At 59.1% G+C, this 14,884-nt stretch carries 14 protein-coding genes; 12 read left to right on the plus strand and 2 right to left on the minus strand.

Annotation, left to right across the window (positions count from 1 at the left end; translation table 11 throughout):
* The first annotated feature begins 10 nt into the window (after positions 1–10).
* Both M2360_RS02255 and gluQRS read left to right on the plus strand, forming a co-directional pair.
* Complete coding sequence (locus M2360_RS02255) at positions 11–898, plus strand: EamA family transporter (RefSeq protein WP_280772739.1); 888 nt, start codon at positions 11–13, stop codon at positions 896–898.
* Between the two features lie 3 nt (positions 899–901).
* A complete protein-coding gene (gene gluQRS / locus M2360_RS02260) occupies positions 902–1,768 on the plus strand; it encodes a tRNA glutamyl-Q(34) synthetase GluQRS (protein ID WP_280772740.1) in 867 nt (288 codons plus the stop codon).
* On the opposite strand, the gene M2360_RS02265 is transcribed toward gluQRS, so the two are convergent.
* Positions 1,739–2,638, minus strand: a complete 900-nt coding sequence (locus M2360_RS02265; RefSeq protein ID WP_280772741.1) for a YihY/virulence factor BrkB family protein — start codon at positions 2,636–2,638, stop codon at positions 1,739–1,741. The genes gluQRS and M2360_RS02265 overlap by 30 nt on opposite strands.
* Positions 2,639–2,716: 78 nt before the next feature.
* Here M2360_RS02265 and M2360_RS02270 point away from each other — a divergent pair, with 78 nt between their 5' ends.
* The 9 genes from M2360_RS02270 to M2360_RS02310 all read left to right on the plus strand — a co-directional run bounded on the left by M2360_RS02270 (position 2,717) and on the right by M2360_RS02310 (position 9,690).
* Positions 2,717–3,550, plus strand: coding sequence for an SDR family oxidoreductase (locus M2360_RS02270; RefSeq protein ID WP_280772742.1), 834 nt, complete (start codon positions 2,717–2,719; stop codon positions 3,548–3,550).
* A gap of 14 nt (positions 3,551–3,564) precedes the next feature.
* Positions 3,565–3,765, plus strand: coding sequence for a twin transmembrane helix small protein (locus M2360_RS02275; protein WP_263825888.1), 201 nt, complete (start codon positions 3,565–3,567; stop codon positions 3,763–3,765).
* A 1-nt stretch (position 3,766) separates the two neighbouring features.
* Positions 3,767–4,345 (plus strand): cob(I)yrinic acid a,c-diamide adenosyltransferase, encoded by a 579-nt coding sequence (locus M2360_RS02280; RefSeq protein WP_280772743.1) that lies wholly within the window; start codon positions 3,767–3,769, stop codon positions 4,343–4,345.
* A 15-nt stretch (positions 4,346–4,360) separates the two neighbouring features.
* A complete protein-coding gene (locus tag M2360_RS02285; RefSeq protein WP_280772744.1) occupies positions 4,361–5,128 on the plus strand; it encodes a rhomboid family intramembrane serine protease in 768 nt (255 codons plus the stop codon).
* Between the two features lie 200 nt (positions 5,129–5,328).
* Positions 5,329–6,078 carry an electron transfer flavoprotein subunit beta/FixA family protein gene (locus tag M2360_RS02290; RefSeq protein ID WP_280772745.1) on the plus strand — a complete coding sequence of 250 codons (750 nt, stop codon included), beginning with the start codon at positions 5,329–5,331 and terminating at the stop codon, positions 6,076–6,078.
* A gap of 21 nt (positions 6,079–6,099) precedes the next feature.
* Complete coding sequence (locus tag M2360_RS02295) at positions 6,100–7,029, plus strand: electron transfer flavoprotein subunit alpha/FixB family protein (protein ID WP_280772746.1); 930 nt, start codon at positions 6,100–6,102, stop codon at positions 7,027–7,029.
* A 166-nt stretch (positions 7,030–7,195) separates the two neighbouring features.
* A complete protein-coding gene (locus M2360_RS02300; RefSeq protein WP_280772747.1) occupies positions 7,196–8,077 on the plus strand; it encodes a 3-hydroxybutyryl-CoA dehydrogenase in 882 nt (293 codons plus the stop codon).
* A 114-nt stretch (positions 8,078–8,191) separates the two neighbouring features.
* The gene (locus M2360_RS02305) at positions 8,192–9,211 is read left to right on the plus strand and encodes an aldose epimerase family protein (protein ID WP_280772749.1); all 1,020 of its coding nucleotides are present in this window, start codon (positions 8,192–8,194) and stop codon (positions 9,209–9,211) included.
* 89 nt (positions 9,212–9,300) lie between these two features.
* Positions 9,301–9,690 (plus strand): hypothetical protein, encoded by a 390-nt coding sequence (locus M2360_RS02310; protein WP_280772750.1) that lies wholly within the window; start codon positions 9,301–9,303, stop codon positions 9,688–9,690.
* On the opposite strand, the gene M2360_RS02315 is transcribed toward M2360_RS02310, so the two are convergent.
* Positions 9,691–9,966 carry a hypothetical protein gene (locus M2360_RS02315; RefSeq protein WP_280772751.1) on the minus strand — a complete coding sequence of 92 codons (276 nt, stop codon included), beginning with the start codon at positions 9,964–9,966 and terminating at the stop codon, positions 9,691–9,693.
* A gap of 639 nt (positions 9,967–10,605) precedes the next feature.
* Between M2360_RS02315 and M2360_RS02320 the strand changes: the two genes are divergently transcribed.
* Positions 10,606–14,787, plus strand: coding sequence for a glycoside hydrolase family 99-like domain-containing protein (locus tag M2360_RS02320; protein ID WP_280772752.1), 4,182 nt, complete (start codon positions 10,606–10,608; stop codon positions 14,785–14,787).
* The last annotated feature ends 97 nt before the right edge of the window (positions 14,788–14,884 follow it).

A 14,884-nucleotide genomic window follows, 5' to 3' on the forward strand; every position in this document is an offset into this window, starting at 1 on the left:
GGGCTTCTCAATGACACGCGCGACGCTGATCGGTTTTTCCGCCATCCTGATGTGGGCGCTGCTGGCGCTGATGACGGCGGCTTCGGGCAAAATGCCGCCGTTTCAGATGAACGCTGTCTGCTTCGCCATCGGCGCCCTGCCCGGCCTTATGCTGTTCGCTGTCAAGCCGGAGCGGTTGAAGCTGCTCCGCCAGCCTGCGCGGGTCTGGATTCTCGGCATTGTCGGTCTGTTCGGCTATCACTTCCTGTATTTCACCGCGCTGCGCAATGCGCCGGCCGCCGACGCCAGCATGATCGCCTATCTCTGGCCGCTGTTCATCGTGCTCGGCTCGGCCATGCTGCCCGGCGAGAAACTGAAAGCGGCCCATATCCTCGGCGCGCTGGCAGGCCTTGCCGGCGCGATCCTGATCGTCTCGGCGCGCTCCAGCGATTCCTCCGCAAATTTCAGCGATGCGCAGTTGTTGATCGGCTACGGCGCGGCGCTCGCCTGCGCTTTCTTCTGGTCCGGCTATTCGCTGATCAGCCGCAAATTCGGCTCGGCCCCGACCGACGTCGTCACCGGCTTCTGCCTCGCGACATCGCTTTTGTCGCTTGTCTGCCATCTGGCGCTTGAAACCACAGTCTGGCCGGAATCCACGACCGAATGGCTGGCGATCGCCGGACTGGGATTGCTGCCGGTGGGCACCGCCTTCTACACTTGGGATTACGGGGTGAAGAAGGGCAATATTCAGATCCTCGGCGTGGCGAGCTACTCGGCTCCGGTTCTGTCCACGCTCATCCTGATCGTCGCGGGTTTTGCCGAGCCGTCCTGGCGCATTCTGATTGCCTGCCTGCTGGTGACCGGCGGAGCGCTGATTGCGGTGTCGGGATCGCTGCTCGGCAAGAAGCAGCCGGCCTGAGCCATGACGCCGGTCTTCCGCTTCGCGCCCAGTCCGAACGGAGACCTGCATCTCGGCCATGCGCTGTCGGCGATCCTCAATCACGACATGGCCCGAGAAAAGAACGGACGCTTCCTTCTGCGCATCGAGGATATCGATCCCCAACGCTGCCGGCCGGAATTTGAGGCGCGGATTTTTGAAGATCTGCGCTGGCTTGACTTGAGTTGGGAGGAGCCGGTTCGCCGGCAGTCAGAGCATGTCGAGACCTATCGCGACGCTTTGGACAAGCTGCGCGGAATGGGCCTCGTCTACCCCGCCTTCCTCTCCCGCGCCGAAGTGAAGCGCCGGGTCGCCGATTTGGAAGCGCAAGGAGGCGATTGGCCGCGCGATCCCGATGGCACGCCGCTCTATCCAACAGAGGAGCGTGAACTGGACCCGGCGCTCGCCGCGACGCGCCTCAAAGCCGGAGACCGGCATCTTTGGCGGCTCAATATGGATAAAGCGATCAGCCGTCTGGGGCAGGAACGGCTAACCTGGCTGGAAACAGGCGACGCTGCGCCCGAACGGATCCAGGCCAATCCCGCCCTCTGGGGAGACGTGGCGCTGTGGCGCTGGGACGCGCCGTCGAGCTATCATCTCTCGGTGGTGGTGGACGACGCGCTTCAGGGCGTGACGCATGTGGTGCGCGGCAGGGATCTCTATTGGTCGACGCCGGTTCACCGGCTATTGCAGCGCCTGCTCGATCTGCCGGAGCCTATCTATCTGCATCATCGTTTGCTTCTCGACGACAACGGTCAGAAACTGTCGAAAAGCCTGCAATCGACAGGGCTCAGGGCGCTGAGGGAAGCGGGCGCGACGCCCTCAGATATCCGCCGCCGGATCACTCTCTGACGCGGAGACGCCATTGATGCTGCGCTTGATCAGCCGGCGGACGCGATATTTCATCAGCGCCGCGTTGATTTCCGCCCCCAGCATCAGGATCACGCCGAGCATATAGAGAAACACCAGCGCGATCATGATTGAGGCGAGACCGGCATAGGTGGCGGCGTAGTTGGCGAAGGTCGACAGATAATAGCCGAACACCTTGGCGGCCGCATACCAGGCGACGATCGTCAGCACGATACCGGGCAGAACGTCGAGAAAACTGCGCTTGCCGGCGGGCAGGAAGAGATGGGCGACGAACAGCACGATCAGGATGGTGGCGAGCGCCCCCCAGACGCTCCAATTGTCGATCAAGGCCATCAGATCCGACGCGATCGGAATGAACCGGCCAGCGAAATGCACAGCGAGCGGCGCCGCCACGAGGAAAGCCGAGAGCAGCACCAGCGCCATCACCGCCGCCAGCACATAACCGAGACTGATGAGACGCGTGACATACCACCGCCTGACATCATAGACGCGATAGGCGCGGTTCATGGAAATGCGCATGGCCTCGACGCCGTTGGAGGCGAAATAGAAGGCGGCGAGCACGGAGATCGTCAACAATCCGCCGCGCGGAATGGTCAGCACCTGCACGACCTCCTTGGAGATCGGCTCAGCGATCAGCGCCGGCAGATTGTCGAAGATCAGATGCACGGCGGTTTCGGAGAATTCATCGGCTCCGAGAAAGGAGGCGAGCGTCGTTCCGAAAATCAGAAACGGAAAAATGGCGAGCAGCGCCGACAAGGCCACGTGACTGGCCATGGCCCAGCCATCATCCTCGCTGAAATGCCAGAAGGCGTCGAAACACACTTTCCAGGCCAGTCTTATGGCTGCCGGCATTCCATCTCCACGTCTTTTCTCCCGTGCGCAAAGCGAATATGGGAAGGCGAGGCTCCTTTGTACAGGAAAAGCGTCGAAATGATTGAAAAGCCAAGCATCATCGTCACAGGCGCATCCAGCGGCATCGGCGCCTATTGCGCCCGCGCCCTGAAATCCGAGGGATGGCGGGTCTTTGCAACCGTCCGAAAGGAAGAAGACCGCGCGGGTCTGGAAGCCGATGGCGTCGAGACTTTTCTGATGGACTATACGCAAAGCGAATCGATCGAGGCGCTGGTCCGCGATGTGCTCGCGCGAACCGGCGGGCGGCTCGACGCCCTGTTCAACAACGGCGCCTATGGCCAGCCCGGCGCGGTCGAGGATCTGACGACGGATGTGTTGAGGCGACAATTCGACGCGAACTTCTTCGGCTGGCATGATCTGACCCGGCAGGTGATCCCGGTCATGCGCCGCCAGGGACATGGGCGAATCGTGCAATGTTCCTCGATCCTCGGCCTTATCCCCTACCCCTGGCGCGGCGCCTATAACGCCTCCAAACACGCGCTTGAGGCCTTGTCGCTGACCATGGCGATGGAGCTTAAGGGCTCGGGCATCCATGTGTCGCTGCTGGAGCCCGGTCCGATCGAATCGCGGTTTACCGCCAATGCGCTTGCCCAAGTCGAGGCCAATATTGATCTCGAAGGCTCCGTTCATCGTAAGGAATACCAAAGGCAGTTGGCCCGCCTGAAAGGGGAGCGAACCGGCATGAAGGGCAAACTCGGCCCGGACGCCGTCTATCGGGACCTGCGCCACGCCTTGACGTCGCCGCGGCCGAAGCCGCATTATGTCATCACACGACCGGCCAGGCAGGGCGTTCTGCTGAAACGGCTTTTGCCGGCGGGGCTGTTTTACAGACTGCTGGCCCGGCTGGGTTGAGATTGGATTTTTCGATGGGCACAGTCACCTATTTCGCCGCCATCGTCGTCATGTTCCTCGTGGTCGTCGTGCTCGGGCGCGGCCTCTACAATATGATGGTGGGCGGCAACGGCAATACATCTAACAAGCTGATGCAGCTGCGCATCGTGCTGCAGGCGATCGCGGTGGCGCTGATCATGCTGACGCTGTGGCTGACCGGAGGCGGTCGCTCCTGACATGGTGAAGCTCAACAAGATCTATACCCGCACCGGCGACGACGGAACGACGGGGCTGGCAGTCGGTCCGCGCCGGCTGAAATCCGACCTGCGCATCGAAGCCTTCGGCGCCATCGACGAGACCAATTCGGCGATCGGGCTGGCCGTTCTGCATTGCGGCGAACGGGCGGCGTTAGCCGGCGCGCTGCACCGCATCCAGAACGATCTGTTCGATCTCGGCGCGGATCTCGCCACGCCGGAGACCGGCGAACCGCTCGCCTGGGAGCCGCTGCGCATCCTGCCGGCCCAGGTGGCCTGGCTCGAAGGCGAGATCGATCGCCTCAACGAGGGGCTTGAGCCGCTGAATTCCTTCATCCTGCCTGGCGGATCGGCTTTAGCTGCGCATCTGCATCTCGCCCGCACCATTGCCCGGCGGGCGGAGCGGGTGATGGTGGCGTTGCGCGACGGCCAGCAGGAGATCGTCAATGCGGAAGCGCTGAAATATGTGAACCGCCTGTCCGACTATTTGTTTGTGGCCTCGCGGCACGCCAATGAGGACGGACGCGACGATATTCTCTGGGTTCCCGGCAAAAACAGGTAAGGGCTGATCAGGCGCATGTTCGTTCCAATCTATGACGTCAACGCGCTCAAACATATCCGCCTGCAATATGTGACGCTGGGGCTGATCGCCATCAATACGATTGTCTGGCTCGCGACCGGCTTTTTCGGAAGCGAGGATTTTGCCGCAGAAGCCTCGGTCGGCCTCGGCTTCATACCGGCGCTCATCCACGACTATGCGGTGCTCGACGCAGAACTCAAGATCGCGCCCGAGGGCGCGACCTTCGTGACCTACGCCTTCCTGCATGGCTCCTTCATGCATCTGGCAAGCAATATGCTGTTTCTCTGGGTGTTCGGCGACAATGTCGAGGACGCCATGGGGCATCTGCGCTTCATCCTCTTCTATCTCCTCTGCGCCGCCGCCGGCGCCTGGCTGCACGGCATGGTGCTGCCGCAATCGGATGGTCCGCTGATCGGAGCCTCCGGCGCAATCTCGGGCGTCGTCGCCTCCTATTTCTTCCTGCATCCGCGCGTCAGGGTCTGGGTGCTGATTCTCTGGCGCTTTCCCCTGCCGCTGCCGGCCTTCATTCCGCTGATCTTCTGGATCGGGCAGCAATTCTACATGCTTCTGGTCGATGCCGACGGATCGGTGTCCTGGGCGGCGCATGTCGGGGGAATTATCGCCGGCCTTGTTCTGACGCCGCTGCTCAAGCGCCGGGAGGCGCCGCTTCTCGACCGGCAGATCGTCAAGCCCGCGAGCGTCGAACTGGCCGACAAAACCGAAAGCGATCAGGACGAAAACAAACCGCGCTGGGGACGCGGATAAAATCGATCTGCCCCGGCCATCGCGCTGTTGACGCTCCGTTGAGGCGCCTATATTCCCATTGCGACATGTATTTGGGACGGCCTGGCGGCATATTCCGTCTTTCGAATGGCAGAATCGTGCTGGAAACTGACGCCGATAGACAAATGAACCGGGCGAAGATGGCGCATTTTCGCCAGCAGAGCTGAATAGGAAGGGAACCCATGAAAATCCTTGTGACCGTCAAGCGCGTGGTCGATTACAACGTCAAGATCCGGGTGAAAGCCGATGGTTCGGGCGTCGAACTCGCCAATGTGAAGATGTCGATGAATCCCTTTGACGAAATTTCCGTCGAGGAAGCGCTGCGTCTCAAGGAAGCCGGCAAGGCGAGCGAAGTCGTCGTCGTGTCCGTGGGTCCGGCCAAGGCCGAGGAAACCCTGCGCACCGCGCTCGCCATGGGCGCTGATCGCGCAATCCTCGTCGAAACCGACGCAGAGATCGAGCCGCTGGCCGTCGCCAAAATCGTCAAGGGCGTCGCTGAGGCCGAACAGCCGGGTCTGGTGATCGTCGGCAAGCAGGCGATCGACGACGATTCCAACCAGACCGGCCAGATGCTGTCGGCTCTGCTCGGCTGGCCGCAGGCGACATTCGCCTCCAAGGTCGAGATCAAGGACGGCTCCGCTGACATCACCCGCGAAGTCGACGGCGGCCTGCAGACCATCAATGTCAAGCTGCCGGCGGTGGTGACCTCGGATCTCCGCCTCAACGAGCCGCGCTACGCCTCTCTGCCCAATATCATGAAGGCCAAGAAGAAGCCGCTCGACAAGAAGAGCCCGGCCGATTTCGACGTCGACATCACCCCGCGCCTCAAGGTCGTCAAGACCGAAGAGCCAGGCGGCCGCAAGGCAGGCGTCAAGGTCAAGACCGTCGCCGAGCTGGTCGAAAAGCTCAAGACCGAAGCCGGCGTTCTCTAATTCAGGAAAGGGACAAGACAGATGGCTATTCTTCTTCTCGCCGATCACGACAATTCCACTCTTTCCGACCAGACCGCCAAGGCGCTGACGGCGGCCGCCCAGATCGGCGGCGACGTGCATGTGCTGGTCGCCGGCAAAGGCGTTTCCTCTGTGGCCGAACAGGCCGCCAAGCTCGCAGGCGTCGCCAAGGTGCTGACCGCTGATGGCGACGACTACGCCCATCAGCTGGCCGAGCCGCTCGCAGCCCTGATCGTCTCGCTGGCTCCGGCCTATGACGTGATCCTGTCGGCCGCCACTGCGACCGGCAAGAATGTCTCGCCGCGCGTGGCAGCCCTTCTCGACGTCGCCCAGGTGTCGGAAATCATCGAAGTGGTCTCCGCCGACACGTTCAAGCGTCCGATCTATGCCGGCAACGCCATCCAGACCGTGCAGTCGACTGACGCCAAGAAGGTGATCACCGTCCGCACCGCCGGTTTCGCGGCCGCCGCCGAAGGCGGGTCCGCTGCAATCGAAACCGTGGCCGGCGCCGGCAATCCGGGTCTGTCGAGCCATGTCGCCGACGCGCTGTCGTCGTCGGATCGTCCCGAACTGACCTCGGCCAAGATCATCGTCTCGGGCGGCCGCGCCGTCGGTTCGGCCGAGAAGTTCCGTGAAGTGATCCTGCCGGTGGCCGACAAGCTCGGCGCCGCCGTGGGCGCAAGCCGCGCCGCCGTCGACGCCGGCTACGCGCCGAACGACTGGCAGGTCGGCCAGACCGGCAAGGTGGTCGCGCCCCAGCTCTATATCGCCTGCGGCATTTCCGGCGCCATCCAGCATCTCGCCGGCATGAAGGACTCCAAGATCATCGTCGCCATCAACAAGGACGAGGAAGCGCCGATCTTCCAGGTGGCCGATTACGGCCTGGTGGGCGACATTTTCGAGATTCTGCCGGAACTCGAAAAGGCGCTCTAATCCCAGAACCCTTTCTTCGCACCTGCAAAAAAAGCTGGCGCGAAGATCATAAGGGAAGTATCAAAATGGCCGGGCTTGCGAAAGCAGCGCCGGCCATTATGATGTTTATGGGCCGGGCGCCCAAGGGATAGACAAGACTTCATAAAAAGCGGAAACGGACAGGACAATGGGCAGTGAAATCAAGTCTGTAGGCGTCATCGGGGCTGGCCAGATGGGCTGCGGCATCGCGCAGGTGTCGGCGGCTTCCGGCTACCAGGTGCAGATCTACGACCTGTCGCCTGACCGTATTGAGGCAGGGCTCGCCACCATCAACGGCAATCTCGCCCGCCAGGTGGCGAACGGCAAGATGAGCGAAGAGCAGCGGAAAGCGTCGCTGGCGCGGATCTCCGGCTCAGCCGACCTCAACGACCTTGCATCCGCCGACATCGTGATCGAGGCCGCGACGGAGGACGAATCCGTCAAGCGCAAGATCTATTCTTCCGTCTGTCCGGTTCTGAAGCCGGACGCGATCCTGGCCACCAACACCTCGTCGCTGTCGATCACGCGGCTTGCCTCGGCGTCGGACCGGCCGGAAAAGTTCATGGGCATCCATTTCATGAATCCGGTGCCAGTGATGAAGCTGGTGGAACTGGTGCGCGGCATCGCGACCGACGAGGCGACCTTCAAATCCGCCCGCGCCTTCGTGACCAGTCTCGAAAAGGAAATCACCGTCGCCGAGGATTTCCCGGCCTTCATCGTCAATCGCATCCTGCTGCCGATGATCAACGAGGCGATCTATACGCTGTATGAAGGCGTCGGCAGTGTCGACGCCATCGACACGGCGATGAAGCTGGGCGCCAACCATCCGATGGGGCCGCTGCAGCTTGCCGACTTCATCGGCCTGGATACCTGCCTGTCGATCATGCAGGTGCTGCATGACGGCCTGGCCGACAGCAAGTACCGCCCCTGCCCGCTGCTGGTGAAATATGTCGAGGCCGGCTGGCTCGGCCGCAAATCCGGTCGCGGCTTCTACGACTATCGCGGCGAGGTGCCGGTTCCGACTCGCTGAACCGGCTCTTTCGCGCTTGTTTGAAACGGTCGGCGACGCCGGCCGTTTTTTGTTGCGCCCGATCATAAAATCATACAATTTCCCGCGCCAACGGACTGCGCAAGGGGGAGACATATGGCCAAGGTGGAAGAGTTCGGCGTTGACGCCAAGGGGGCGACCGTGTCGCGCATCACGCTGACCGGCGGCGGCCTGACGGCCAAAGTGCTGACATGGGGCGCAGTCATCCAGGATCTCCGGCTCGACGGGCACAAGGCCCCGCTGGTGCTGGGCTTTGAAACCATGGAGCCCTATCTCACCCATTCGCCCTATTTCGGCGCGACGCCGGGGCGCGTCGCCAACCGCATCGCCAAAGGACGTTTCACGCTTGATGGGCAGGATTATCAGCTTGAACTCAACGAGCGCGGAATCACCCATCTGCACGGCGGATCCGATGGTATCGGCGTCAGCAACTGGGAGATCGAGGAAGCCGGCGAAAATTTTGTTCGCCTCGCGATCGTCGATCCTGACGGCCGCGCCGGCTATCCCGGCAATTGCAGCGTGACCTGCACCTATAGGCTCGCCGGGGACGGCGTGCTGAATGTGGTCTATGAAAGCAAGACAGACCGGGCGACCGTCGCCAATATCTGCCAGCATAGCTATTTCAACCTCGACGGCCAGCCGACGACCTCAGACCACATGCTGATGATCAAGGCCGATCACTATTTGCCGACAGATGAAGAACAGATCCCGGCCGGCGGACCGGGCGACGTGACGGGGACGCTATTCGATTTCCGTGAAACCACGTCTGTCATTCGCCATGACGCGGAAGGCAAGCAACTGTTGCTTGATCATAATTTCTGCCTGTCTCCGGAGCGGATGGACAAGCGGTCCGTCGCGCAGCTTTCCAGCAAGGCCTCGGGCGTGGTGATGGATGTCATCACGACCGAGCCGGGCGTGCAGGTCTATGCCGGCTTCAAGATGGATGTGCCCGTTCCTGGCCTCGACGGTCGTCGCTACGGCCCTTTCGCGGGGATGTGTCTGGAAACGCAGATCTGGCCGGACGCCATAAACCAGAGCGGCTTTCCGAACGCCGTGCTGCGGCCGGGCGAAGTCTTGCGGCAAGAAACCGAATATGTATTCTACCGGTCTGTTTGACGGGGCGCGGCGCGCATAAATTCTTCCTCGCGATGGAACAGGATTGTCTCCCGGCGGTTTAGCCATGGGAGTTTTTCGGGAACATCGTCATGACCGCACCGCTTGCCTTGGATGGCTGCGCCGTCCTCGTCGTCGAGGACAACTATTTTGTGGCTGTGGACACGCAGCGCGCGCTGATTTCGGCGGGCGCGGTGGTTTTCGGGCCCGCCGCCAGTGAGCAAGACGCGATGCGGATGCTGCACACGATGTCGCCGACCTTCGCTGTGGTCGACGTCAATCTCGGACAGGGGCCGTCTTTTCACATAGCGGAAGCTCTTGCAGATCGTGGCGTGCCCTTCATCTTCGTCACCGGCTATTCCGATCTCGATGCGCCAGACCGCTTCAAGGACATCGTGCGCATCGAAAAGCCCGCGCCGATGGAACACATCGTCGCCGAATTGCAGAGGATGAAGCAGGAGATCCAGACGCGTCCCGCCTGATCATCGTTTCACGGGCGGCACCTTCATTGCATAACAGCGTACGAGTTCGTCAATCGCCGATTCCAGATCCTGCTGATCCCAACCGGCCGAAAGTCCTTCTGACATCAAGCGGCTTCGAATCGGCATGAGATCGCGAAAGGCCGTCTCGGCCTTGCGCACCTGATCGAGAAACAGCGCCTCCAACGCTTCCTGACAATCGAGATCGCGATCCCTGTAAGGACCGTCTGCCCGCGGCGGACGTATCATCCGGTCTCCCCTTCCCAGCGCAGCCATCATGACCATCGGTCGACAGTCTGTGATGACGGTCTACCGAAACGCCCGGCGTATCCGCGGGTTCCATGTCATCCGCGCATATCCTAATATTTATTGCGAAATACAGGCGGAAATTGGAGACAGCGCCAAACCATGTTTTGCGCCGGAACCACTTTGTTGAAGGCCAAATTGAGGGGGTGCCGCCAATCTTTTCCGGGAAATGACCGACTTTTCCGTTTCTGACGCCAATGGCTCCGACGCTACTGAGCCGCGAGTTGAGATTTTGCCGCGGCGCTCCCGGCGCCATTCGTCGCGCGCGACTTCGCCTGTTCAATTCCAGATACAGATGTTTTGACCCCGCTTCACCCGCGCTGCCGCCACTGCCGAGCCTCTCCGTTGAGAACAAATCCGCCGGATATGGCGCGATTGATATTTTTGTTCATGGAATATTTGAGGTCACGGCAGATCACGGAGCAGAATGACGGCTTGGCGAGCCCCTTTGAAATCTTAAATATTCGCCGAGTTCAAGACAGTCAAACTGTTGTATATTAATAATAAATTTACTGTTATTTTAAACTGGATTTCCCAAATTTGTATTTTATAGTCTGGCAAGTGATGTGCCTCAAAGGGTTGATTATGGCTAGGAGACTGTCGGAACGAAATGTGGGCGAACGGGCCACTCGATCTGTTGCTCGCGAGCTTCATGCACTGGGGGAGCAGGATATACCGGCTGACTTCAGGCGTCTTCTTTTGGCATCCACTGCGCCGGAAATGCGTTTTGACGCCGATTTTTTCAGAGCCTCCTATAAAGAACTGCTGAAAATTGCGGATGATACGGACAATGATGAACTGCTCGCCCGATATATTGGCGAGGCAAGTTCAAGCCAATTAAGTCCCAACCCGCACTTCAACGAAGCTGGATATCTGCGAGACAATGCCGATGTCGTCGATGCGGTTCGCGGCAAGCAGTTCGCCTGCGGCTTCCACCATTGGCTGCTTGGCGGTTTTGCAGAGGAGCGTACAGGGTGGAACATGCCCCATATCGCGCCACAGCAGACGCGCAGCGCAAAGGCGGTGCGACGGCGCGTGCGCATAGCGCCGGCGCGCGCCCTGTCTTCCTTTGACCTTAGCAATGGGCTCAATGGGCTTTCAGCCGAGCAAATGCGGGATGTCCTTGTCGAAACGGGACTTTTCGATCGCGACCTCTATCTCTCCTGGTATCCTGACCTCCGCTCCGTGGATTGCGTGGACCATTATGTTGCTTGGGGGTTCAAGGAAGGGCGGATTGTAAGTCCATTTTTTGATGATAATTACTACAAGCGTAGTTATCCAGAGGTGCTTGAGTTCAATGGGCCGCCTCTTATTCATTATTTGCTGGCGGGAGCAAAGAAGGGGTACAACCCCCATATATTATTAAATACGTCGACTTACTCTAGCAACAACTCAATTGATCTTAACGAGAGCAATCCTCTGATTCACTATGCTCTCGCACGCGAAAAACGGGGGCTTATCGATACTCCCCATTTTGACTATGACTATTATACAGGCCGGCATCCTGACGCTGCGACGTTCGCGGGCGGGCCATTGTTGCACTTTCTTTATTTCGGCGTCTATGTGGGATATAAGCCCAGTCCAACCTTCAATACCCTTTATTATTCGGATCGCTATCTCAACCGTGACTTGAGCCGCAATGCATATCTGCACTACCTCGAAGTTGGCCGGCAGAATGGCTATGCCACCTATATCCCCGACGCCCAAACGACTATCGCGCGCGAGGTGGCGAAGTTCACCAATCCCGGCGAACAGTTTGAAAACCTCGACACCAGTTTGGCGAGGGGAGAGAGAAAGCGGGCGCGGCTCATTGCATTCTATCTGCCGCAGTTCCACACATTCCCTGAGAATGACGAGTGGTGGGGCAAAGGCTTTACAGAGTGGCGGAACCTGCCGCGCGCGATTCCCCGTTTCGCTGGACATTATCAGCCGAGAATTCCGCGAGATTTGTCTTTTTACAATCTAGAAGATCCGGCCGTCATGAGGCGACAGGTACAGATGGCCATGGATATGGGCCTCTGGGCTTTCTGCTTCTATTTCTACTGGTTCAACCGTCATCGCTTGATGGAAAAGCCATTGGATGCTTTCCGTGACGACAAGTCCCTCAATATGCCGTTCATGATTCTCTGGGCGAATGAGAATTGGACACGGCGATGGGATGGCGCGGACCAGGAAATTCTCATTCAGCAGGACCAACTTCCCGAAGACGACGAAGCGCTGGTGGATTGTCTTCAATCCTATTTCTCTGATGCGCGATATGTCCGCATCGGAGGCCGTCCACTTCTCGTTGTCTACAGGGCGGATATCATCAAGGACAGCCAGTCGACGCTAGATCGCTGGCGCGCCATCTTTAAGGATAGGCACAACGAGGAACCTCTGTTTTTTCTGGCGCAGACGTTTCTTGCTGAAGATCCGAACAAATACGGGTTTGACGGCGCCATCGAGTTTCCTCCGCATAAACTGGCGAATTTTGTCGCCGACACGTTCAGAAATACAGAGATTCTAGACTGGGAATTTGAAGGCTCGGTTCTTCCTTACCCAGAAGTCATTGATGTGTCTCTGAATGAAACGCCGCCCTCTTTTCCCCTCGCAAAAACCGTTTGCCCGAGCTGGGACAATAGCTCGCGCCGGAAAACCGGCGCCTTGGTGTTTGATGGCGCGACGCCGCAACTGTTTGGCCGGTGGCTTGACGGAGCGATAGACTATTCCCGCGCCAATCCGGTGCTGGGGGAAAATATCGTCTTTATCAATGCCTGGAACGAATGGTGTGAGTCGGCCTATCTTGAACCGGACGTGCACTATGGTGGGGCCGTCCTGAATGAACTGGCGAGAACGATCTCTGCGCCGGAAAAGGCGCATGCCGGCGACAAACACAAGATCTTGTTGGTCGGACATGACGCGTTCCCGGCCGGCGCTCAACGCAACCTTGTTGCATTGGCGACGACACTGCAGAATCAGTTCGGCCTGGAGATCGAGATTCTTCTGCTCGGGGGCGGAGCTTTGTTGGAGACCTACCAGTCGCTGGCCCCGACGATCGTGTGCGACCAGGCGACCATAGACAGTCACCTCTATCGCCTGAAGTCGCGTGGCTTCGCCAAGGCGATCGTCAACACCGTGGTGTCTGGACGGGTGCTGCCGAATCTCAAGGCGTTTGACTTCGAGGTGGTCAGTCTGGTCCATGAGCTTCCGGATCTGATCACGGAATACAGGCTGAAAGATATCGCGGCGGATATCGCCCGCGAGTCTGACTTCGTCGTCTTTGCGTCCGCAACGGTAAGAGATGCTTTCGTATCGAGCTTTGGCGAATGCAGCAACGAAACCGTCATTCGCCCGCAGGGCATTTATCATGTATTCGACCGCGATGACGCCGCCAGGAAGAAAATCCGCGACGAACTTGCGCTTGATGAACACCAGAAGCTGATCATCAATGTCGGCTATGGCGACATTCGAAAAGGGATCGACCTGTTTCTCCAGACGGCGATCCTGAGCTTCAATCGCGGGTCTGACACGCAATTTGTTTGGGTCGGCGGCTTGCATCCGCAAGTGGGCGCCCAGATACAGCGCGATATCGTCAGGACCGGCATCACAAACCTCCATCTCGTGGGCGAGCGATCGGAGGTGAAAGACTTTATGAACGCCGCCGACGCCTTCCTGCTGACGTCGCGCGAAGACCCGTTTCCGTCCGTTTTGCTGGAGGCGATGCAGATCGGCCTGCCCATCGTCGCTTATGAAGACAATGGCGGTTATGTCGATCTCCTGCGCGCTGATAAAAAACTCGGTTCGCTGGTTAGCCAGGGAGATACCGAAGCCACCTTGGAGGCGCTTGATCAAACGATTGCAGAAACGTCTGTTCGACCGGCCCTTATCCAGCATCGCATCGACAAGGCTCGGAGGGACTTCGATTTCGTCGATTACGCGTTCGGCCTGGTGAAGCTGGTGAAGCCAGAACTTAAAAAAGTCAGCGTCATTGTTCCGTCCTATAACTACGAAGCCTATGTCAAGGCGCGGCTCCGGAGCATTTTTACACAAACCTATCCCATCTACGAGCTTATCATCCTGGATGACGCCTCAACCGACAACAGCGTTCAGGAGATAATGCAGACGCTTGCCGGGCATGCGCGGATTGCAAAAGTCGTGGCATCGTCAGAAAATAGTGGCAGCGCTTTTGCGCAATGGGAACGCGGCGCCAGGCTGGCGACAGGCGAGCTTGTTTGGATTGCGGAAGCCGATGACCTTTCCGAGCCCGTTTTCCTTGAAACCATGGTCGAGGCGCATACATCCACACAGGACTGCGCCTTCTCATTCACCGACAGTCTGTCCATCGATTCCGACGGATTTCGGGTTTACGACAGCTATATCCCCTATGCCGAGAGCATCGCGCAGGGTTTGCTTCTTGAGAGCAGAACGTTCTCCGGCTTTGAATTCGCCAAAGAGGCGCTTGGCGTGGCCAATCTTGTTCTCAATGTCTCGAGCATCCTGTGGAACAGCGAGGCGTTGAAAAGCGCCTTGCAAGACGTCGAAGACGACATGAGCCGCTTCCGTTTGGTCGGCGATTGGCGGCTCTATCTGGCCGCCAGCAATCTTGGCCGTCAGGTGGCCTATGTTGCGTCCCCCCTCAATATTCATCGCCGCCATCAGAACAGCATCACAACGAGTATGGATATCGACGCCCATCTCGCCGAAATTGAAGCCATCCATCAAATCGTCGGCCGAGCCGGCAGAAACAGAGCCGATCTGAAAAAAGCCCAGGCCGCATACCGCACAAAGACGCGCAGATGGCTGGAGGCCAATTAGAATTCGCCTTGGTCGACGGGATGGATCGGATTGATCCATCCCCTGAAGATTTATTGGGGATGCTACCAGCAGCATCTTTCATGACCGCTGTTGCTGT

Origin of the sequence: Rhizobium sp. SG_E_25_P2, from assembly GCF_029892285.1 — a bacterium.
GTDB lineage: Bacteria > Pseudomonadota > Alphaproteobacteria > Rhizobiales > Rhizobiaceae > Rhizobium_E.